Here is an 18,081-nt window from a genome sequence, read left to right as displayed (position 1 = left end):
AGAGCGATGCCGGCGAGAAGCCTACATGTTGGGATAGTTCGGCCCTCCTCCGCCTTCCGGCACGACCCAGTTGATGTTCTGGGTCGGATCCTTGATGTCGCAGGTCTTGCAGTGGACACAATTCTGCGCGTTGATCTGAAGGCGCGGTGAACCGCCTTCCTCGACGAACTCATAGACGCCCGCCGGGCAGTAACGTTGCTCCGGCCCCGCATAGTCGGCGAGGTTCACCTCGGTGGGGATCTCCGGGTCCTTCAGCGTGAGGTGGACCGGCTGGTCCTCCTCATGATTGGTGTTGGAGAGGAACACCGAGGAGAGCCGGTCGAAGCTGATCACGCCATCGGGCTTCGGATAGTCGATCGGCTGGACGAGATCCTTCCGCCAGAGCCCCTCATGATCAGCATGGTGCTTCATCGTGAACGGCAGCCCGATCCTGAGCGTCCGCATCCACATGTCGGCTCCGGCGAGCAAAGTGCCGAGCGAGCTGCCATATTTGGCGACGAAGGGCTCGACGTTGCGGACCTTCTTCAGCTCTGTGGCGATCCAGCTGCTCCGCACCGCGGGCTCATAATCGGCGAGCACGTCGCCCGCCCGATCCGCCGAGATCGCGGCGAAAGCGGCCTCGGCGGCCAGCATGCCGGACTTCATCGCCGTATGGCTGCCCTTGATCCGGGGCACGTTAACAAAGCCGGCGGCGCAGCCGATCAGGGCGCCGCCGGGGAAAGCGAGCTGCGGTACGGCCTGCCAGCCGCCCTCGTTGATCGCCCGCGCGCCGTAGGAGACCCTTTTGCCGCCCTCGAGGAACTGGCGGATCGCCGGATGCTGCTTCCAGCGCTGGAATTCCTCGAAGGGCGAGAGCCAGGGATTGCGATAGCTCAGCGCCACCACGAAACCGATCGCCACCTGTCCGTTCGCCTGGTGATAAAGGAAGCCCCCGCCCCAGGCGTCGTCGAGCGGCCAGCCCTGGGTGTGGATTACCCGCCCCGGCTCATGCTTGTCCGGATCGATGTCCCAGAGTTCCTTGAGACCGATGCCGTAGGTCTGCGGCTGGGCGTCCTTCTCGAGTTCGAAGATCCGCTTCAGCTCCTTGGTCAGGTGCCCGCGGGCGCCCTCCGCGAAGAAGGTGTAGCGGCCGTGCAGCTCCATGCCGGGCTGGTAATCGGGCTTGTGCGTGCCGTCTCTCGCCACGCCCATGTCGCCGGTCGCGACGCCCTTCACCGAGCCGTCCTCGTTGAACAGCACCTCGGCCGCGGCGAAGCCCGGGAAAATCTCGACGCCGAGGGCTTCCGCCTGCCCGGCGAGCCAGCGGCAGACATTGCCGAGGCTGGCCGTGTAGGTGCCCTTGTTGTTCATGAAGGGCGGCATCAGCGCGTGCGGGAAATTGTACTTCTTCCGCGCGGTCAACACCCAATGCTCGTTCTTTGTCACCGGCACATTGAGCGGGCTCTCCAGCTCCTTCCAGTTCGGCAGCAGCTCGTCGATCGCCTTCGGATCCACGACCGCGCCCGAGAGGATATGGGCGCCGACCTCGGAGCCCTTTTCGAGGATGCAGACGCTGAGCTCGCGCCCGGCTTCGTTCGCAAGCTGCTTCAGACGGATGGCCGCCGCCAGCCCGGCCGGGCCGGCGCCGACGATCACCACGTCATAAGGCATGGACTCGCGTTCGGACATCGCTCTCTCCCAACACTCCCGTCGTCGCAGGGAGCCAACGACTGGCAGATAAACGGCGATCAACCGGTTGACCAGTCCGGGCCCGGCGGAGTCAAAGGGCCGGGTTCGCAGGGGAGCGGGTGGGTATGAGTTCGCGCTGGGCGGAAAGCGCCCTGTCCTGGTGGGAGGAAGCCGGCGTCGATACGGTCGTCGGCGAGCAGCCGCGCGACTGGCTCGCGGCGCCCGCGCTCGCCGCTGCAAAGGCCGCCGAGCCGGCACCGGCAGCGGCGCCCGCCGAAGCCTTCCCCGACGACCTTCCCGCTTTCCAGGCCTGGCTGGCGGCGACCGATGCCATCCCCTTCGCCTCGCCTGCGATGCGGCGCGTGGCACCGATCGGCGACCCCGCCTCCGGGCTGATGGCGATCACCGACCTGCCGAGCGCGGCGGGCGAGCTTTTCGGCGGCGAGGCGGAGGCGCTCCTCGACCGGATGCTCGCGGCGATCGGCTGGAGCCGCGAGACGATCTATCTCGCCCCCTTCTCGCCGATCCGGCCGCCGTCGGGGCGGATCGACAAGGCCGGGGTGGAGCTGCTGACCCGCGCGATGCGCCATCATGTCGGCCTCGTCGCGCCCAGAGCCCTGTTGATCTTCGGCGACGCCTGTTCGCGGGCGCTGCTCGGCATGACGATGACGCAGGCCCGCGGCCGCTGGCACGAGGTGGAGACGCCTGCGGGCCCGGTCCGGACCCTCGTCACCCTGCGCCCGCAGGAATTGCAGGTGCAGCCCAAGCTCAAGGCCCATGCCTGGGCCGATCTGCAGCTGCTGATGGAGGAACTGAAGGCATGAAAAGGCTCGCGGCGCTTCTCTGTGCCGGCCTCATTTACGCCACCGCGCCTGCTCCTGCGCCCGCTCTGGCGGCGACGGACGACCGGGCCAGCGCGAGCCGGGCCTTCGCGGCGCCCGCCCAGCTCTCCGAAGCCGAGCGGGAGAATTACCGCGCCATCTTCGCCGCGCTCCGCGCCCGTGACTGGGCGCAAGCCGCGGGCCGGCTGGACGAGATGCGGCCCGGGCTGCTGCACGATTTCGCCCGCGCCCAGCTTTTCACCATGCCGGGCTCGCCCCGCGTCGAGGGCGGCCCGCTCGTGCAATTGCTCGGCCGCGCGCCGGACTTGCCCCAGGCGGCGACCCTCGCCCGCCTCGCCGGCACGCGCGGCGTCGAGGAGCTGCCCGCCATCCCCGAAGCGCAGCGCCTCTACGGCCTGCCCGGCCAGCCGCGCCGGGCCCGGCCACGCCCCGTCCGCGGGGATGCGGTCGCCGACCAGCTCGAGCCGCTGATTTCGCCGCTGATCCGCGACGACAAGCCGGTCGAGGCGGAAGCCTTGCTCGCGACGCGCAGCGCCGAGCTCACCACGGAAGCGCGCATCGCCTTCCAGCAGCGCATCGCCTGGGTCTATTATCTGAACGGCAATGACCGCGACGCGCGGCGGATCGCCGACCTCTGCCGCACCGGCAGCAGCGATTTTGCGCTCCAGGCCGAATGGGTGGCCGGCCTCGCCGCCTGGCGGATGGGCGATTATGCGGACGCCGCGCGCCACTTCGCCGACGTCGCGACGCGGTCGACGGATGTCGAGCTTGCCGCCGCCGGCCATTATTGGGCTGCCCGGGCGGACACGGCCGGCGGCCATCCCGACCGCGTGCAGGCCCGGCTGCGCGCCGCCGCGCGTCATGGCGAGACCTTCTATGGCCTGCTCGCCCAGAGCGCGCTCGGCATGCACGGCCCGCCCGCCGACATGACCACCTTCACCGAACGGGACTGGCACGCGCTTCGCGACGTGCGCAACGCCCGCATTGCCATTGCCCTCAGCGAGATCGGCGAGAGCCAGCTGGCGTCCGACGTCATCCGCCATCAGGCCCGGATCGGCAATCCGCGCGACCATGAGCCCCTGATCCATCTCGCCGCCCGGCTGAACCTCACCGCGACGCAGATGTACCTCTCGCACAACGGGCCGCGCGGCGCGCATTTCGGCCCCGCGGAGCGCTATCCGACGCCGTCCTGGCGGCCGGCCAATGGCTGGCGCGTCGACCAGGCGCTGGCCTTCGCCCACGCGCTGCAGGAATCGACCTTCCGCCCGGACGTGACCAGCCCGGCCGGCGCGCGCGGCCTGATGCAGGTGCTGCCGGGGACCAGCCAGTGGATGGCGCGGGTCAATGCCGGCGCCCGCACCGCCGATCCGTCGCGGCTGTTCGATCCGGCGACGAACCTGGAATATGGCCAGACCTTCATGGAATATCTGCGCGACTATTCGGGCACGGGCGGGCTGCTGCCCAAGGTGATCGCTTCCTATAATGCGGGGCCGGCGCCGATCGCGGCCTGGAATACGCGCTACGACCAGAGCGATCCCCTGCTCTACATCGAGTCGATCCCCTATTGGGAGACGCGCGGCTACGTACCGATCATCCTCAGGAATTACTGGATCTACGAGGATGAAGGCGCGGACCGCAGCAGCAGCCGCCGCGCCCTCGCCGCCGGTCTCTGGCCCCGTTTCCCCGGCCTGCCCGGTCCCACCGCGGTACGGATCGCGACGCAGCGCGATGTGGCGATGACCGCCGACTAGAGTCTGTACTCATAAAGCTTGCTGATTTGTTTGAGGCTTGATTCAAGGTTGCTGGGAGGAGCCTTGGATGGGACGCTATGATTTGAGCGAGGCGGAGTGGCGGCTGATTGCGCCGTTGCTTCCGGACAAGCCGCGCGGGGTAGCGCGGGTCGATGACCGGCGGGTGATCAACGGCATTTTCTATGTGCTTCGGACCGGCTCGCCGTGGCGGGATCTGCCGGAGCGCTACGGGCCGTACACGACGGTGTACAACCGCTATAATCGCTGGGCGAAGGCGGGCGTGTGGTTGAGGATGTTCGAAACGCTGGCGGCCCGGTCACCCCAGTCGATGCATCTGATCGACAGCTCGATCATCCGGGCTCACCAGCATGCGGCCGGCGCAAAAAAGGGGGCCCGGATCACGCCATCGGCCGTTCTCGTGGCGGACTGAGCACGAAGATCCACGCCGTCGTCGACCAGGACGGCCTGCCGGTACGGCTGCTGCTCTCGGCCGGCCAGGCCTCGGACATGGGGGCTGTCCCTGAGCTGCTCGCCGGCCTGCCGACGCCGATGACTGTGGTCGCCGACCGGGGATATGACAGCAACGCCGTGCTCGAGCTGATCGCCCGATCCGGCGCCCGGCCCAGCATCCCGAGCTGCTCGCGCCGGGTGGTAAAGCGATCGGTCGACCCCGCAATCTATCGCCAACGCAATCTGGTCGAGCGGTTCTTCTGCAAACTCAAACAGTTCCGCCGCGTCGCAACCCGCTTCGACAAGCTCGCCAGAAACTTCCTCGCCGCCGTCGCACTCGCCTCAACACGACTCTGGCTCAAAGCTTATGAGTCCACGCCCTAGGCCGCGTCGAACAGGGCGTAGGGGATCGTCGTCCGCTTCCAGGCAGCGCCGAAATGCCGCTTCGCCAGATCCTGCGCGAGCGCGATGAAGGCCGGCCATTGCGCCGGGTGAATCGTCTGGCAGCCGAGGCTCGAGGTCGTGGTCCAGCCGCCTCGGTGAATGTTGATCCCGAACAGGCCGCTATCCGGGTAAGGCGGGTCGCCGTCGCGCAGCACCGTGACCGGCCCGCCAGTCTGCACCAGCGCCAGATATTGGCCGCGATGCAGGCCGAAGCGATGCGCGAACCACAGGCCCGGCTGCAGCACCGCCATCCCCTTGCCGGCGCCCGTGCCGCGCCCCTTGCGCGCGCGGCTCGGATCGGTGTTGCCGTTCCAGGCGGCATAGCCGAGCGGCGAGGAGAGGAAGAGGGCATCGTCGTAGATGCCGCGATCGTTGATCCCGGGCAGGCCGAGCGTGTTGCGGTAATAGCCGCGAATGCCCGCGACGAAGAATGGATGACGTTGCCGGTCGAGGCCCAGCTTATCCACCTTCGCATGGAGCTCGCGCTGGCTCATATGCGGCTTCGAGGCGGGCACCTGCATGTTCGTTTCTCCAACCAATAGGAAGCGAACAACGCCTATATGGTTAAATCCTACATTGAAATATGTTCTTGCTTTGTTCGCGTCAACGGCCTAGCTTTTCGCCATGACCCGGCCCGACGTCCGTCCCGGCCGGGGCGCGCCCGAGAACCGCACCCCGGACCGCTTCAACCTGCCCGTTCGCGAGGCCGACGGGGACTGGCTCGATGCCCGGGACGAGGTGGACGGCGCCCTTTCGCCGCTGCGCACGACGGTGACGGTCGAGCATCCGAAGACGATCATCAGCCGCAACCAGTCGCCCGACGTGGGGTTCGATCGCTCGATCAATGCCTACAGGGGATGCGAGCATGGCTGCATCTATTGCTTCGCGCGGCCGACCCACGCCTTTCACGATCTCTCTCCCGGTCTCGACTTCGAGTCGAAGCTCTTCGCCAAGCCGGACGCCGCGAAGCTGCTCCGCGCCGAGCTCGGCAAGCGCGGCTACGAGGTCCGCCCGATCGCGATGGGGACGAACACGGATCCCTACCAGCCGATCGAGGGCAAATGGCGAATCACCCGCTCGCTGCTCGAGGTGCTGGCGGAGACGAAGCATCCGGTGACGATCACCACCAAATCGGACCGGGTGCTGATGGACCTGGATCTGCTGGGGGAGATGGCCAGGGACGGCCTGGTCGGCGTCGCGCTGTCGGTCACCTCACTCACTCCGGAGATCGCCCGCACGCTGGAGCCGCGCGCGCCGGCGCCGCGCAAGCGGCTCGCAGCGGTGAAGGCGCTGGCCGACGCCGGAGTGCCCGCCTGGGTCTCGATCGCGCCCGTCGTCCCGGCGATCACCGATCATGAGCTCGAGCATATCGTCGAGGCCGCCGCCGAAGCCGGAGCCCTCGGCTGCTTCTACCTGCCGGTGCGCCTCCCCTTCGAGGTCGCGCCGCTCTTCCGCGCCTGGCTGGACGAGCATTTCCCGGACCGGGCCGGCAAGGTGATGGCGATCATCCAGTCTTTGCGCGGGGGAAAGGACAATGACCCCAACTTCTTCAGCCGGATGCGCGGGCAAGGGCCTTGGGCCGCTTTGCTCAGGACGCGCTTCGAGCGCGCGATCCGCAAGCATGGCCTCAATGTCGAGAAGCGCCCCCTGCGCCGCGACCTCTTCCAGCCGCCGCAAGGGGCACAATTGCGCCTGTTCTGAGGGATTCTGGAAGGGCGGCCTCGCACAGGGGGAAAAGCGAGGGCCGCCCTTCCAGGTCAGGCGGCGAGCGCTTCGGGCGCGCGCCAGCTGTTTCTGAAGAGCCCCGTGCCGGTCATCCCGCCTTCGACGAGCGGCAGCGCCGTGGTGCAGAAGGCGCACTCGGCAAGCAGCCGGCCGACGATCCAGTGGCTGCGGCCGCAACCGGGGCAATGATTGGTCTGGCCGGCCCGGTAGACCGCGTGATAGCCGCGGAACACCGGGTCGTGGGGAAAGGCGTCGCGAAGGCGCCGGGCTCTGGTCAACATCGTCAATCTCCTGTTGCGCCTGTCCATAGACGCAAGCCCCACGCTCTTCCTCATGCCGTCGACGAATTGATCAGGTGCGGCGACCCGTCGACGAAGCCCTCGTCCGGCGCGACTAGAAGCGCAGCCCCAGGCCCGCGGTGACCTGGTTGCGGCGGGTGCGGATGCCGACGGCGAGGTCGTCGTCCACCGGGTTGACCGTCTCGAGCCGGTCGTAGCGCGTGCGGACATATTCGACGCGGCCGTACAGATTCGGCGTGAAGGCCATTTCGAGCCCGCCGCCATAATGATAGCCGCCTGCCGTGTCGGCGATCACCCAGACCGGGCTCGCGCCAGCATCGACGTCATCGTCATAGGCCAGGCTGTAGCGGCCGCGCGAATAGCCGCCGCGGCCGTAGACGAGCAGATTGCCGGCGACGACGACGCCCGCCCGCGCCCCCGCATAGAGATTGCGCCCGCTTTCCAGGCAGCCGAGATCGTCGCCCGCAATCTCCAGGCAGGTCGCGCTGCTGCTATTGTCCACACCGGCATAGGCGCCGACCACGATGGGCCCGAGCTGCACGTCATAGCCAAGCTCCGCGCCGTAGCCCAATTTGTCCCGGCTCGAGGAGACGGTGATCGTCTCGTCGGTGTCGTCGGGATCGGTCATCGCGATCCGCCCGCCGAAACTGTCCCAGCCGGCCCGGGCCTCGAAGCGGACGCCGGTGAAATTGGGGCCTTCCTCCTGAGCAGCGGCCGGCGTGGCCGCGACGCTCGCCGTGGCCGCAAGCAGGACGGCGAAAGCACTGGTCTTCATTCTGAACTCCTGAACTGTTCTTGCGCGCAAAGACCCCGGCTCAGGGGTGGAGGAGCCGGGGCCTGCCAATGAGACGGCACGGCGCGCGAGGACCCGCAGTTCAGGAAATGCGCGCCGTCAGTCCCTCAGGAAGTCCGGCCGCATCCGCCAGCCAAGAGCCAATGCGCCCAGGAAAACGAGCAGGATCGCGCCGGCCTGCAGCAGAGGCAGGAACATGAGGCCAAGCGGTCCGCCCCACAGCAACTGGGCGATCACGGACAGAATCAACGCGATTTCGAGCGCCAGGAAGGCGCCCGCGCCGGCCCGGGTGGAGGACGCGCCGACAAAGGCGGCAGCGACCAGGCTCGGCGCGGCCACCCAGAGGAGTCCGGGCAACCCGATCAGGATCTCCCTGGCCACGCCCCCGGCAAGTGACGAGCGGACCAGTTCGGCGAGGAGCCCGAGCGCAAAGATCAGGGCGAGAAATGTGGCCGCCCGATCGAAAGACCGGAGAGCGGCAGGCCGGGTCATCCCAGCGCCTTCTTCAGCAATTCGTTGACCACCGCCGGATTGGCCTTGCCCTGCATCGCCTTCATCGTCTGGCCGACGAAGAAGCCGAACAAAGCCTCCTTGCCGGCGCGATACTGTTCGAGCTGGTTCGGGTTGTTCGCGAACACCTCGGCGATCACCGCCTCGATCGCGCCGGTGTCGGAGGTCTGCTTCAGCCCCCGCGCCTCGACGATGGCGCCCGGATCCTCGCCGGTCTCGAGCATGATCTCGAAGACCTGCTTGGCGAGCGTGCCGGAGAGCGTGCCGTCGGCGATCAGGCCGAGCAATTCCCCGCCCTGCGCGGGCGTGACCGGGCTCTCCTCGATGCCCCTGCCGAGCCTGTTGAGCGCGCCGAACAGCTCCGAGGTCACCCAGTTGGCGGCGCGCTGCGCGTCGGGCTTGCCGGGCGAGGCGAGCAAGGCCTCGAACCAGCGCGCCGTCTCGACCTCGGCGGTCAGCACGGAGGCATTGTAGGTCGAGAGGCCCAACGCCTCCTCGTAGCGACGGCGCTTGGCGTCCGGCAGCTCGGGCAGGCTCGCGCGGCACTCTTCCAGGAAGGCGTCGCTGAGCTCGACGGGCAAAAGGTCCGGATCGGGGAAATAGCGATAATCGTGCGCATCCTCCTTGGAGCGCAGCGAGCGGGTCTCGCCCCGGTCCGGATCGTAGAGCCTCGTCTCCTGCACGACCGCGCCGCCGTCCTCGATCAGATCGACCTGGCGACGCGCTTCATGCTCGATCACGGCCATGATGAAGCGGACGGAATTGACGTTCTTCGTCTCCGTGCGGGTGCCGAACTTGTCGCCGGGCTTGCGCACCGAGACGTTGACGTCGGCGCGCATCGAGCCCTGTTCCATATTGCCGTCGCAACTGCCCACGTAGCGCAGGATCGAGCGCAGCTTGCGGACATAGGCGCCGGCCTCCTCGGGCGAGCGCATGTCGGGCCGCGACACGATCTCCATCAAGGCCACGCCGGTGCGGTTCAGGTCGACATAGGAGAAATTCGGATGCTGGTCGTGCATCAGCTTGCCCGCATCCTGCTCGATATGGATGTGCTCGATGCCGATCGTCTTGGTCGCGCCGCCCTCCAGGTCGACCTCGATCGCGCCCTCGCCGACGATCGGGTGGTAGAGCTGGCTGATCTGATAGCCCTGCGGCAGATCGGCGTAGAAATAATTCTTCCGGTCGAAACGCGACCAGGCATTGATCTCGGCATTGATCGCCATGCCGGTCCGCACCGCCTGGCGAAGGCATTCCTCGTTCGGAACGGGCAACATGCCCGGAAAGGCAGCGTCGACGAGCGCAACCTGCGTGTTCGGCTCGGCGCCGAACGCGGTGGCGGCACCGGAAAAGAGCTTGGCCTCGGAAACGACCTGGGCATGGACCTCCAGCCCGATCACCACCTCCCATTCGCCCGTGGCGCCGTGGATGCGATACTCACTCATCATCTCGTCCTATCAGAAGCGGAATGGCGCCTTGCACGCCTACATCGTCGGCGCAACCCGTTCGGCGCCGGCCAGCGGGCGATGCGCGATCCGCTCGGCCCGGCGGCGCGAGGCTTCGCGGAAAGGCAGCTCGATCCAGCGATAGGTGAGCGACGCGGCGAGGACAACCGAAGCGAGCGCGGCGATCACCAGCAGATCCGGCAGCGGACCGCTCCCGCCGATCACCTGCACCAGGCCGCCCTCGATCGGCCGTTCGGCGATCAGGGGCGCGCCGAGCCAGCGGCTGCCATAGTCCAGCCCGTTCAGGAATAGAAGCAGCACGAACGAATGCACCATGTAAATCGAATAGGACCAGGTGCCGAGCGCACGGAACGGACGGGTTCGGAGCAAGGCGCTGGCCGCGCCGGCCTCCCGCGCGAAAACGAGGATCACGCCGGCGAACAGGAAAGGGCTGAAGAAGAGCCAGGGCCAGGCCGGCAGCAAGGCGATCGCGGCGGCGCAGAGGCCTAGGGCGACCAGCTCAACTGCCGTGCCGCCCGGGGCGCGCCACCTTTGGTGAAGGTCGAAGGCGAGCATGCCGAGCGAGAAGCCGAACAGGCAGCGCACCAGCGCCAGCCAGCCGCCACCGCCGAGATCCTCGCGGCCAAGGCCGAGAAACAGCAAGGGGGCAACGAGCACGAGCGCGACGAGCAGCAGACGGAACCGCTCCTTGAGCAGGACGAGCCCGAGCGCAGCGATGAGATAGGTCCACAGCTCGGCGGCGATGCTCCACGCCGGGCCGTTCCAGCTCAGGCTCGCCCCGGGGACAAAGATCTGCACGAGGCCGATTTGGGCGGCGAGGAACGGAAGCGAGCGACTGGCGTCGAATGGCCCGCGGCCGGTATTGCCGCGCACATCGAAGGCCAGCATCGCGAGCTCGAACGCAACGAGTGCGGCGAGCATGAACAGGTGCAGCGGGTAGAGGCGGCCGACGCGGAGCAGCAGATAGGCACGCAGAGGAAAGCCGCGGCGCAGCTTCTCGCCATAGGCGGCGGCGATAACGAACCCGCTGAGGACGAAGAAGAAGTCGACGAACAGCCAGCTCCGGCGGACCAAAGCCGCATTGGTGATCAGACCCGTCGAATGCAGATGGAACAGGACGACGCCGCAAGCGGCAATGCCGCGCAGACTGTCGAGGGCCTCGTAGCGCTTGCCGCGCGACGCAGCCGGCCTGTCTACCACCAGGCCTCGGCGCGGTGGGTGAAGCCGGCGCGTTCCTCGAAGGCCAGAGCGGCGTTCAGCACGCTTTGCTCGTCGAGCGCGCGGCCGATCAGCTGCAGGCCGAGCGGCAGGCCCTGCCCGTCCAGGCCGGCAGGCACCGAGATTGCGGGCAGGCCGGCGAGGCTCGCCGGGACCGCGAACACGTCGTTCAGATACATGGCGATCGGGTCGGCCAATTTCTCGCCGAGCCCGAAGGCGGCGCTCGGCGCGGTCGGCGTAAGCAGGAGGTCGACATCCTGGAAGACCGCGTCGAAATCGCGCGCGATCAGGGCGCGGACCTTCTGCGCCTGGTTGAAATAGGCGTCGTAGAAGCCGGCGGAGAGCACATAGGTGCCGATCATGATCCGCCGCTTCACCTCTGCGCCGAAGCCGGCGGCCCGGGTCGCCTCGTACATGTCGTTCAGCCCGCCCTGCTCGGGCTGGACGCGCAGGCCGTAACGCACGCCGTCATAGCGGGCGAGGTTGGACGAGGCCTCGGCCGGGGCAATGATGTAATAAGCGGGCAGCGCGTATTTCGTGTGCGGCAGCGAGACCTCGACGATTTCCGCCCCGGCATCGCGCATCCGGGCGATGCCCTGCTCCCAGACCGCATCGATCTCGGCCGGGACGCCGTCGATCCGGTATTCCTTAGGGATGCCGATGCGCTTGCCGCGGATGTCGCTGGAAAGCGCGGCCTCCCAGTTCGGCACCGGCAGATCGAGCGAGGTCGCGTCCTTCGGGTCGAAGCCGGCCATCGCCTCGAGCAGGATCGCGCAGTCGCGCACGTCGCGCGCCATCGGCCCCGCCTGGTCGAGCGAAGAGGCGAAGGCGACGATGCCCCAGCGCGAGCAGCGGCCATAGGTCGGCTTGATCCCGGTGATGCCGGTGAAGGCCGCGGGCTGGCGGATCGAGCCGCCCGTGTCGGTGCCCGTCACGCCCGGCGCCAGCCGCGCCGCCACCGCCGAGGCCGAGCCGCCCGAGCTGCCGCCCGGCGTCAGCGCGACATTGCCGCCGTCGTTGCGCCGCCAGGGCGAAAGCACGTTGCCATAGGCGCTGGTCTCGTTGGACGAGCCCATGGCAAATTCGTCCATGTTGAGCTTGCCGAGCATGCCCGCGCCGGCGGCGAACAGGTTGCCCGAGACGGTGCTCTCATAGACCGGCTTGTACCCTTCGAGGATGCGCGAGCCGGCCGTCGTCTGCACGCCCTTCGTGCAGAACAAATCCTTGATCCCGAGCGGCACGCCCGAAAGCGGCTTCAGCGTGCCGGCGGCACGGTCGGCATCGGCGGCATCGGCCGCAGCGAGCGCATGCTCCGGCGTCTCGACGACGAAGGCATTGAGCGGCCGTCCCGCCTCGACCGCACCGATATAGGCCTGGGCCGCCTCGCGGGCGGAAAAGCTTCCCGCCTTCACCCCGTCGCGGATCGCCGCGACGCCCAGCTCGGTGATGCTGGTCATTCGATCACCTTCGGCACGGCGAAGAAGCCATGCTCGGCAACCGGTGCGTTGGCGAGCACCTCGTCGCGGCGGTCGCCGGAGGTGACGACGTCGTCGCGCAGGCGCAGATGATTGGGGATGACCGCGGTCATCGGCGCGACGCCCTCCACATTCACCTCGCCGAGTTGCTCCACCCAGCCGAGAATGTTGGAAAGCTCCGGCGCAAGCGCGTGCACCTCGGCATCGCTCACGGCAATGCGGGCGAGCTTCGCGATATGGCGAACCTTGGCTTCGTCTACGGACATGCGGCGCGGCTAGCATCCCTGCTGCACTGCGGCAAGGCGGCTTGCCAGACGGCGCCGCTTCGGCTTGAGGGGCAAGGATGGAAAAGCCCCGCAAGAGCTGTGCGACCAAGTTTCTCTATTTCGTCGCCATCTGCATCATCCTCGTCATCGCGGGCGCCTTTGCCTATCGCTTCTTCGAGAAGCAGCTGATGCGCTGGGCCCTGGTGCCCGGGACCGAATATCGCGACGTACCGCTGCCGCAGGGCGCGAATTACGGCCAGGCCGGGATGTGGATCGCGCGGCCGGACATCGCGAACAATCCCTCGCTCTGGCTGCCCACCGGCGTCCAGCGCAGCAATGCGCCGCCTCGCGCTTCCATCTTCTTCGTCCATCCGACGAGCTTCACCGAGCGCAACGCCTGGAATGCGCCGCTGGACCATGGCGAATCGCGCAACCTCGCCGACCTGTTCGTCCGCAGCCAGGCCAGCGCCTTCAATCATGTCGGCCAGATCTGGGCGCCCCGCTACCGGCAGGCGACCTTCGGCGCCTTCCTGACCAACAATGAGGATGCGAGGCAGGCGCTGGACCTCGCCTATCGCGACGTCGTCGCGGCCTGGGAGGAATTCCTGCGCGAGGCGCCGGCCGACCGGCCGATCATCCTCGCCGCCCACAGCCAGGGCAGCATGCATCTGATGCGCCTGCTGCAGGAAAGGATCCGGAACGGCCCGGAAGCGGCGCGCGTGGCGGCGGTCTATCTCGTCGGCTGGCCGGTCTCGCTCTCCGCCGACCTGCCGGCTTTGCCCTTCCCGGCCTGCCAGAGCGCCGGGCAGGCGCGCTGCGTCCTCTCCTGGATGAGCTATGCCGAGCCCGCCGACTCGAGCCAGATCCTCGACGTCTGGGACGAGACCAATGGCCCGCGCGGCGCCCGCCGCGGCACCGAGATGCTCTGCACCAACCCGCTCACCGGCGCGCGCGGCGGGGAGGCCGCCGGCGCGGACCGCAATGCCGGGACTCTGATCCCGAACGAGCAGATGACCGAGGCGACGCTTCGGCCCGGCGCGGTGGCGGCGCGCTGCGGCCCGCGCGGCATCCTCCTGATCGGGGAGCGCGACGGCCTGCCGGAAATGGGGCCCTATGCGCTGCCCGGAAACAATTTCCACGTCTACGATTACGCCCTGTTCTGGGCCAATGTCCGCGCCGACGCCGCGCGCCGGCTGGCGGCGCTCGAACGGGGCCCGGCGCGGTGATCACCGTCGCCGCGGCAGACTTCCGGGATGCGCTGCCGCAGGGCGGCCGGTTGCTCGGGCTGGACGTGGGCACGAAGACGATCGGCACGGCGCTCTGCGACGCCGGCTGGACGATCGCCACTCCCGCGGCGCTAATCCGGCGCACCAAATTCTCGAAGGACCTGGAGGCGATGCAGGCGTTGGCGAAGACGCAATGCGTCGCCGGCCTCGTGATCGGCCTGCCGCTCAACCTCGACGGGACGGACAGCCCGCGCACCCAGTCGGTCCGCGCCTTCGCCCGCAATCTGGAGAAGCCGCTGGCGCTGCCGATCCTGCTCTGGGACGAGCGCTGGTCCACCCAGGCCGTGACCCGCACCCTGCTCGACGCCGACGCCAGCCGCGCGCGGCGCGCCGAGCTCGTCGACAAGATGGCGGCCGCCTATATCCTCCAGGGCGCGATCGACGCGCTCTGCATGAACTAGCGCGCCCCACTCTCGTCGGATTCGGCCCGGTCGCCCTCATCGGCGGCCTGCGGCTCGCGGTCGCGCTGGTCGCGCCCCGCCGGAACGCCGAACAGGCCCAGGCTCAACAGGAGCGTCCTGTCCTCGGCACGATCGCACGCCATCTCACTCACTCCTCAATCGAATCTCCGGCCGGCTGGAATCCCTCTTGCCGGAACGCAAAGACTGTTCTGCGAAACCGCCTTATGCGTCGACCAAGCTGAACCGGGCGTGGAACGATCGTGCAGCTTACCGACAGGTTCGGCGAGGGGCGGTCGCCGCAATCCTCTCTTGCCAAACCCCCGGGGGCCGATATCCCCGCGTCACCACTTTTTGGGGGAAAGAAAGATGAAGACGATTTCACTGACCGCGCTGCTGCTGGCTTCCGCGCTCGGGCTGGCGGGCTGCAACCGCAGCGCCGCGCCCGCTGCCAACAATGCCGCGGCTGAGGCGCCCAAGCCGGCGGAGAGCAACGCGCCGGCGCCCGCAGCGAATGCGGCCGAGGCCGAGGAAGAAGGGGGCGAGACCGCTGCTCCGACGGCAAGCGTCGGCACGGCCCGGCAGAATTTTTCCGTGGTCAACACGACCGGTCATGTCGTGATGACGCTCAACGTCTCGCCGACCAGCGAGAGCGAATGGGGTCCGGACATCCTCGGCAGTGACGTGCTCCAGTCCGGGCAGACCGCGCAGGTGGTCTTCGACCGGGCCGAGAGCCAGTGCAATTACGACCTCCGCGTCACCTATCAGGATGGCGACACATCCGAGATGCGCAACGTCAATCTCTGCCAGACGGCGACGGTCAATCTCGTCGACCAATAAGGCTTTGCCTGCTTGAGCCCGGGGGTGGGGCGCGATAGGGAGCGGCTTTAATGACCGCATCCTTCCCCCACCCTCACCTGCTCAGGATCGAGGGCCTCTCCGCCGCCGGCATCAACCTGATTCTGGACGAGGCCGAGCCCTGGCTCGCCTTCAACCGCGGCGCGCGCAAGGCCGACAAGCGCCTCGCCGGCCTCACCCAGATCAACGCCTTCTTCGAGAATTCGACGCGCACGCTTTTTTCTTTCGAGATTGCGGGAAAAAGGCTCGGGGCGCAGGTCTCCAGCTTCCACCCTGCCGCCTCCAGCGTCCGCAAGGGCGAGAGCCTCAGGGACACGGCGCTGACCCTGAACGCGATGCGGCCGGACGTGCTGGTCATCCGCCACGAGGCCGAGGGCGCCGCCGCGGACGTCGCCGCGATCATGGACTGTCCGGTGATCAATGCCGGCGACGGCACGGGGGAGCATCCGACCCAGGCTTTGCTCGACGCGCTCACCATCCGCCGGCGGCTCGGCCGGATCGAAGGGCTGAAGGTCGCGATCTGCGGAGACATCCTGCACAGCCGCGTCGCCGGCTCCAACATGCGCGCTCTGCCTCTGCTCGGCGCCGAGCTGAGGCTGGTCGGGCCGCCGAGCCTGCTGCCTCGGGATACCGGCCTTCCGACCTATACCGATCTCGACGAGGGCATAAGCGGCGCCGACGTGGTGATGATGCTCCGCATCCAGCGCGAGCGGATGGAAGAGGCATTTCCCGACACGCTCCAGGACTATCACTCCGAATATGGCCTCACCCGCGCCCGGCTCGACGCGCAGGCGCCCGGCGCGCTCGTCATGCATCCGGGACCGATGAACCGGGGCGTGGAGATCGAGGGCGCTTTGGCCGACGATCCGGAGCGTTCGGCGATCCTCGACCAGGTCGAGGCCGGCGTCGCCGTCCGCATGGCCTGCCTCGACCTCCTCACCCGGGACCGACGCGAGGGCTGAAAGCGGAAGAAGAAAGAAGGAAAGAAATGGGGCGGCGGAACATTGGCCTGTCCCACCGCCCCTCAGAGGGGACCCGAAGGTCCTGGGAGATTCCGTCAGGCGTCGCGCCGGCGCGGATCGCTGTAGCGCGCGGCCCAGCGGATCGAGGCGTCGCCGGCCGTCGCCCGGACGAAGCAGACGCCGCCATGGCTGCGGATCTGGCCGCAGAGCCGCTGCGCGTCGAGCGTCGTGGCGAAGCCCGAGATGGAGACGCGGTGCAGCGTCTGGCCGCGATGGCTGAAGGTGGTGGTCAGCGGCCGCCGGTGCTCGAGGCCGTAGCGGGCCGAAACCTGCTGCCAGCCGCGCTCGGCACTGGCATCGCTGCGGAAGGCGCCGAGCTGGACGACGACGGGCGCGTTGCCGGTGCGGACGTCGGCGCCGATACGGAAGCTCGAGCGCGGCAGCGCGCTGACCGCGGCGGCGCGGATGTAGGCGGCGCGGCGGGCCCGCGGCGGCTGGGCCGACGCGACCGGCACGCGCGGGGTGGCGAGGGTCGGAGCGGGCGCGGGCGCAGGCTGGAAGGCGGGTGTCCGGGTTTCGGCGGCGGCGGCGACGGCCAGTTCGGCATCATCGGCCAACTGCTCGACAGGAGCCCGGGACCGGACCGCGACGGCGTGCGGACGCAGGCGGACGACGCGCGGCGCGGGTGCCGGCGCCAGCGCTTCCGGCGCTTCGGCCAGGGCCTCTGCCTGATAGGATTCGGCCGGCGCCCAGAAGGCCGGCGCCTCGGCAGGCCGCTCGGCGGCGGCGACGACGCCCTCGACCGGGGCGAGCGGCTCGGCCGGCGCGAAATTCGCGCGGGACGGGGTCGATACCTGGGCGACCTGGACGGCATTCTCGCCCGGCACAACCGGTTCGGTCTCGCCAAGCGCGACCTGGACCGGACGGCCCCGATCCGCACCCGGCGACACGCCGAGCAGGGTCGCGACCTGGGTCGGGCCGCTGCCGGGACGGACCATCTGCGCCCATTGCGCCATGCGCCCCTCGACCTCCGACGGGGGAATGTCCTGCGACGCGATCGCGCGGGCGCGGTTCCAGTCGCCGGCAAAGGCATGAGCAAGGGCGAGATTCTGGCGCGTGCGCGGCGTCGCCATGGGCGAGCGCGCGGCGGAATCGAGCAGTTCGACGGCGCGTTCGGCGCGGCCGGCCAGCGCATAGGCCAGGCCGACATCGGCGGCCGGCGCACGGCCGGCAATATTGTCGAGAATGCCGACGGCAGCGGCCGGTCGGCCCTGCGCGATATGGATCAGCGCGACGCTGAGCGCGGCACGGTTGTTGGACGGATCGAGCTCGACCGCCTCGGCATAGGTCGCACGGGCGGAGGTGAAGCGGCCGCTGCGCAGATAGGCGTCGGCGAGCAACATGCGATAGCCGACGTCGCGGGGCGAAGCGGCGACGGCCCGCTCCAGCAAGGTCGTGGCCTGGGCCAGATCGCCCTGCTGCAGCGCGCGCCCGGCCTGATCGAAGAGCTGGCGGGCCTCCCGGTCGCCCGGACCATCGGCCCTGACCGTGCCGTTGCGGCGAACCGCGCCCGACGGAGCCGCGACGCTGGTCATCGTCATCGCGACCATCACGGTCGAGGCGGCGAGCTTGAAGGCGGTCCTGTTCATCTTTCTGGCCTCTTCGTGGATTCG

Annotated in this window: 19 protein-coding genes; 8 read left to right on the top strand and 11 right to left on the bottom strand. The window is 68.6% G+C overall.

Annotated features, from left to right (window positions below):
* Positions 1 to 21: 21 nt before the first annotated feature.
* Positions 22 to 1,668, bottom strand: a complete 1,647-nt coding sequence (locus tag VEC11_RS10775) for an electron transfer flavoprotein-ubiquinone oxidoreductase (RefSeq protein WP_464130973.1) — start codon at positions 1,666 to 1,668, stop codon at positions 22 to 24.
* A 125-nt stretch (positions 1,669 to 1,793) separates the two neighbouring features.
* Here VEC11_RS10775 and VEC11_RS10770 point away from each other — a divergent pair, with 125 nt between their 5' ends.
* The 3 genes from VEC11_RS10770 to VEC11_RS10760 all read left to right on the top strand — a co-directional run bounded on the left by VEC11_RS10770 (position 1,794) and on the right by VEC11_RS10760 (position 5,095).
* Positions 1,794 to 2,492: a uracil-DNA glycosylase family protein gene (locus VEC11_RS10770; RefSeq protein WP_464130971.1), complete on the top strand. Its 699-nt coding sequence runs from the start codon at positions 1,794 to 1,796 to the stop codon at positions 2,490 to 2,492.
* A complete protein-coding gene (locus tag VEC11_RS10765) occupies positions 2,489 to 4,261 on the top strand; it encodes a lytic transglycosylase domain-containing protein (protein WP_464130968.1) in 1,773 nt (590 codons plus the stop codon). Before VEC11_RS10770 ends, VEC11_RS10765 begins: the two co-directional genes overlap by 4 nt.
* Before the next feature lie 67 nt (positions 4,262 to 4,328).
* A protein-coding gene (locus VEC11_RS10760; protein WP_464130965.1) for an IS5 family transposase occupies positions 4,329 to 5,095 on the top strand; the annotation gives its coding sequence in 2 pieces (ribosomal slippage) (positions 4,329 to 4,653 and positions 4,653 to 5,095; 768 coding nt in all).
* On the opposite strand, the gene VEC11_RS10755 is transcribed toward VEC11_RS10760, so the two are convergent.
* A complete protein-coding gene (locus VEC11_RS10755) occupies positions 5,092 to 5,676 on the bottom strand; it encodes a hypothetical protein (RefSeq protein WP_464130962.1) in 585 nt (194 codons plus the stop codon). The two genes, VEC11_RS10760 and VEC11_RS10755, sit on opposite strands and share 4 nt — an antisense overlap.
* Before the next feature lie 103 nt (positions 5,677 to 5,779).
* Here VEC11_RS10755 and VEC11_RS10750 point away from each other — a divergent pair, with 103 nt between their 5' ends.
* A complete protein-coding gene (locus tag VEC11_RS10750) occupies positions 5,780 to 6,856 on the top strand; it encodes a PA0069 family radical SAM protein (protein WP_464130959.1) in 1,077 nt (358 codons plus the stop codon).
* Between the two features lie 56 nt (positions 6,857 to 6,912).
* On the opposite strand, the gene VEC11_RS10745 is transcribed toward VEC11_RS10750, so the two are convergent.
* From VEC11_RS10745 to gatC, 7 genes are all read right to left on the bottom strand, one after another.
* The gene (locus VEC11_RS10745) at positions 6,913 to 7,161 is read right to left on the bottom strand and encodes a hypothetical protein (RefSeq protein ID WP_464130957.1); all 249 of its coding nucleotides are present in this window, start codon (positions 7,159 to 7,161) and stop codon (positions 6,913 to 6,915) included.
* A 112-nt stretch (positions 7,162 to 7,273) separates the two neighbouring features.
* The gene (locus VEC11_RS10740) at positions 7,274 to 7,954 is read right to left on the bottom strand and encodes an outer membrane protein (protein ID WP_464130954.1); all 681 of its coding nucleotides are present in this window, start codon (positions 7,952 to 7,954) and stop codon (positions 7,274 to 7,276) included.
* 117 nt (positions 7,955 to 8,071) lie between these two features.
* Complete coding sequence (locus VEC11_RS10735; protein ID WP_464130950.1) at positions 8,072 to 8,464, bottom strand: hypothetical protein; 393 nt, start codon at positions 8,462 to 8,464, stop codon at positions 8,072 to 8,074.
* Positions 8,461 to 9,924, bottom strand: a complete 1,464-nt coding sequence (gene gatB, locus VEC11_RS10730) for an Asp-tRNA(Asn)/Glu-tRNA(Gln) amidotransferase subunit GatB (RefSeq protein ID WP_464130946.1) — start codon at positions 9,922 to 9,924, stop codon at positions 8,461 to 8,463. The genes VEC11_RS10735 and gatB overlap by 4 nt, the downstream gene beginning before the upstream one ends.
* A 39-nt stretch (positions 9,925 to 9,963) precedes the next feature.
* Positions 9,964 to 11,145 (bottom strand): acyltransferase family protein, encoded by a 1,182-nt coding sequence (locus VEC11_RS10725; protein ID WP_464130942.1) that lies wholly within the window; start codon positions 11,143 to 11,145, stop codon positions 9,964 to 9,966.
* Positions 11,139 to 12,620, bottom strand: a complete 1,482-nt coding sequence (gene gatA, locus VEC11_RS10720; RefSeq protein WP_464130939.1) for an Asp-tRNA(Asn)/Glu-tRNA(Gln) amidotransferase subunit GatA — start codon at positions 12,618 to 12,620, stop codon at positions 11,139 to 11,141. Before gatA ends, VEC11_RS10725 begins: the two co-directional genes overlap by 7 nt.
* Positions 12,617 to 12,904, bottom strand: a complete 288-nt coding sequence (gatC, locus tag VEC11_RS10715; RefSeq protein ID WP_464130935.1) for an Asp-tRNA(Asn)/Glu-tRNA(Gln) amidotransferase subunit GatC — start codon at positions 12,902 to 12,904, stop codon at positions 12,617 to 12,619. Before gatC ends, gatA begins: the two co-directional genes overlap by 4 nt.
* Before the next feature lie 77 nt (positions 12,905 to 12,981).
* Between gatC and VEC11_RS10710 the strand changes: the two genes are divergently transcribed.
* Both VEC11_RS10710 and ruvX read left to right on the top strand, forming a co-directional pair.
* Positions 12,982 to 14,130 (top strand): DUF3089 domain-containing protein, encoded by a 1,149-nt coding sequence (locus VEC11_RS10710; RefSeq protein WP_464130930.1) that lies wholly within the window; start codon positions 12,982 to 12,984, stop codon positions 14,128 to 14,130.
* Complete coding sequence (ruvX, locus tag VEC11_RS10705) at positions 14,127 to 14,591, top strand: Holliday junction resolvase RuvX (RefSeq protein ID WP_464130928.1); 465 nt, start codon at positions 14,127 to 14,129, stop codon at positions 14,589 to 14,591. Before VEC11_RS10710 ends, ruvX begins: the two co-directional genes overlap by 4 nt.
* On the opposite strand, the gene VEC11_RS10700 is transcribed toward ruvX, so the two are convergent.
* Positions 14,588 to 14,734 (bottom strand): hypothetical protein, encoded by a 147-nt coding sequence (locus VEC11_RS10700; protein WP_464130925.1) that lies wholly within the window; start codon positions 14,732 to 14,734, stop codon positions 14,588 to 14,590. The two genes, ruvX and VEC11_RS10700, sit on opposite strands and share 4 nt — an antisense overlap.
* A gap of 223 nt (positions 14,735 to 14,957) precedes the next feature.
* Between VEC11_RS10700 and VEC11_RS10695 the strand changes: the two genes are divergently transcribed.
* Positions 14,958 to 15,428, top strand: a complete 471-nt coding sequence (locus VEC11_RS10695) for a hypothetical protein (RefSeq protein ID WP_464130922.1) — start codon at positions 14,958 to 14,960, stop codon at positions 15,426 to 15,428.
* Between the two features lie 50 nt (positions 15,429 to 15,478).
* Positions 15,479 to 16,408 carry an aspartate carbamoyltransferase catalytic subunit gene (locus VEC11_RS10690; protein ID WP_464130919.1) on the top strand — a complete coding sequence of 310 codons (930 nt, stop codon included), beginning with the start codon at positions 15,479 to 15,481 and terminating at the stop codon, positions 16,406 to 16,408.
* A gap of 95 nt (positions 16,409 to 16,503) precedes the next feature.
* Here the strand turns inward: VEC11_RS10690 and VEC11_RS10685 are convergent, their stop codons facing one another.
* Complete coding sequence (locus tag VEC11_RS10685; RefSeq protein ID WP_464130915.1) at positions 16,504 to 18,057, bottom strand: SPOR domain-containing protein; 1,554 nt, start codon at positions 18,055 to 18,057, stop codon at positions 16,504 to 16,506.
* Positions 18,058 to 18,081 lie beyond the last annotated feature (24 nt).

Origin of the sequence: Allosphingosinicella sp. (assembly GCF_035626655.1) — a bacterium.
GTDB lineage: Bacteria > Pseudomonadota > Alphaproteobacteria > Sphingomonadales > Sphingomonadaceae > Allosphingosinicella.
The sequence above is the reverse complement of the archived record's forward strand: the minus strand, read 5'-3'. Positions and strand labels throughout refer to the sequence as shown.

Coding starts and splice junctions, on each gene's coding strand:
- VEC11_RS10775 (WP_464130973.1), bottom strand. CDS start 1,668: ATGTCCGAACGCGAGTCCATGCCTTATGACGTGGTGATCGTCGGCGCC.
- VEC11_RS10770 (WP_464130971.1), top strand. CDS start 1,794: ATGAGTTCGCGCTGGGCGGAAAGCGCCCTGTCCTGGTGGGAGGAAGCC.
- VEC11_RS10765 (WP_464130968.1), top strand. CDS start 2,489: ATGAAAAGGCTCGCGGCGCTTCTCTGTGCCGGCCTCATTTACGCCACC.
- VEC11_RS10755 (WP_464130962.1), bottom strand. CDS start 5,676: ATGCAGGTGCCCGCCTCGAAGCCGCATATGAGCCAGCGCGAGCTCCAT.
- VEC11_RS10750 (WP_464130959.1), top strand. CDS start 5,780: ATGACCCGGCCCGACGTCCGTCCCGGCCGGGGCGCGCCCGAGAACCGC.
- VEC11_RS10745 (WP_464130957.1), bottom strand. CDS start 7,161: ATGTTGACCAGAGCCCGGCGCCTTCGCGACGCCTTTCCCCACGACCCG.
- VEC11_RS10740 (WP_464130954.1), bottom strand. CDS start 7,954: ATGAAGACCAGTGCTTTCGCCGTCCTGCTTGCGGCCACGGCGAGCGTC.
- VEC11_RS10735 (WP_464130950.1), bottom strand. CDS start 8,464: ATGACCCGGCCTGCCGCTCTCCGGTCTTTCGATCGGGCGGCCACATTT.
- gatB (WP_464130946.1), bottom strand. CDS start 9,924: ATGAGTGAGTATCGCATCCACGGCGCCACGGGCGAATGGGAGGTGGTG.
- gatA (WP_464130939.1), bottom strand. CDS start 12,620: ATGACCAGCATCACCGAGCTGGGCGTCGCGGCGATCCGCGACGGGGTG.
- gatC (WP_464130935.1), bottom strand. CDS start 12,904: ATGTCCGTAGACGAAGCCAAGGTTCGCCATATCGCGAAGCTCGCCCGC.
- VEC11_RS10710 (WP_464130930.1), top strand. CDS start 12,982: ATGGAAAAGCCCCGCAAGAGCTGTGCGACCAAGTTTCTCTATTTCGTC.
- VEC11_RS10700 (WP_464130925.1), bottom strand. CDS start 14,734: ATGGCGTGCGATCGTGCCGAGGACAGGACGCTCCTGTTGAGCCTGGGC.
- VEC11_RS10695 (WP_464130922.1), top strand. CDS start 14,958: ATGAAGACGATTTCACTGACCGCGCTGCTGCTGGCTTCCGCGCTCGGG.
- VEC11_RS10690 (WP_464130919.1), top strand. CDS start 15,479: ATGACCGCATCCTTCCCCCACCCTCACCTGCTCAGGATCGAGGGCCTC.
- VEC11_RS10685 (WP_464130915.1), bottom strand. CDS start 18,057: ATGAACAGGACCGCCTTCAAGCTCGCCGCCTCGACCGTGATGGTCGCG.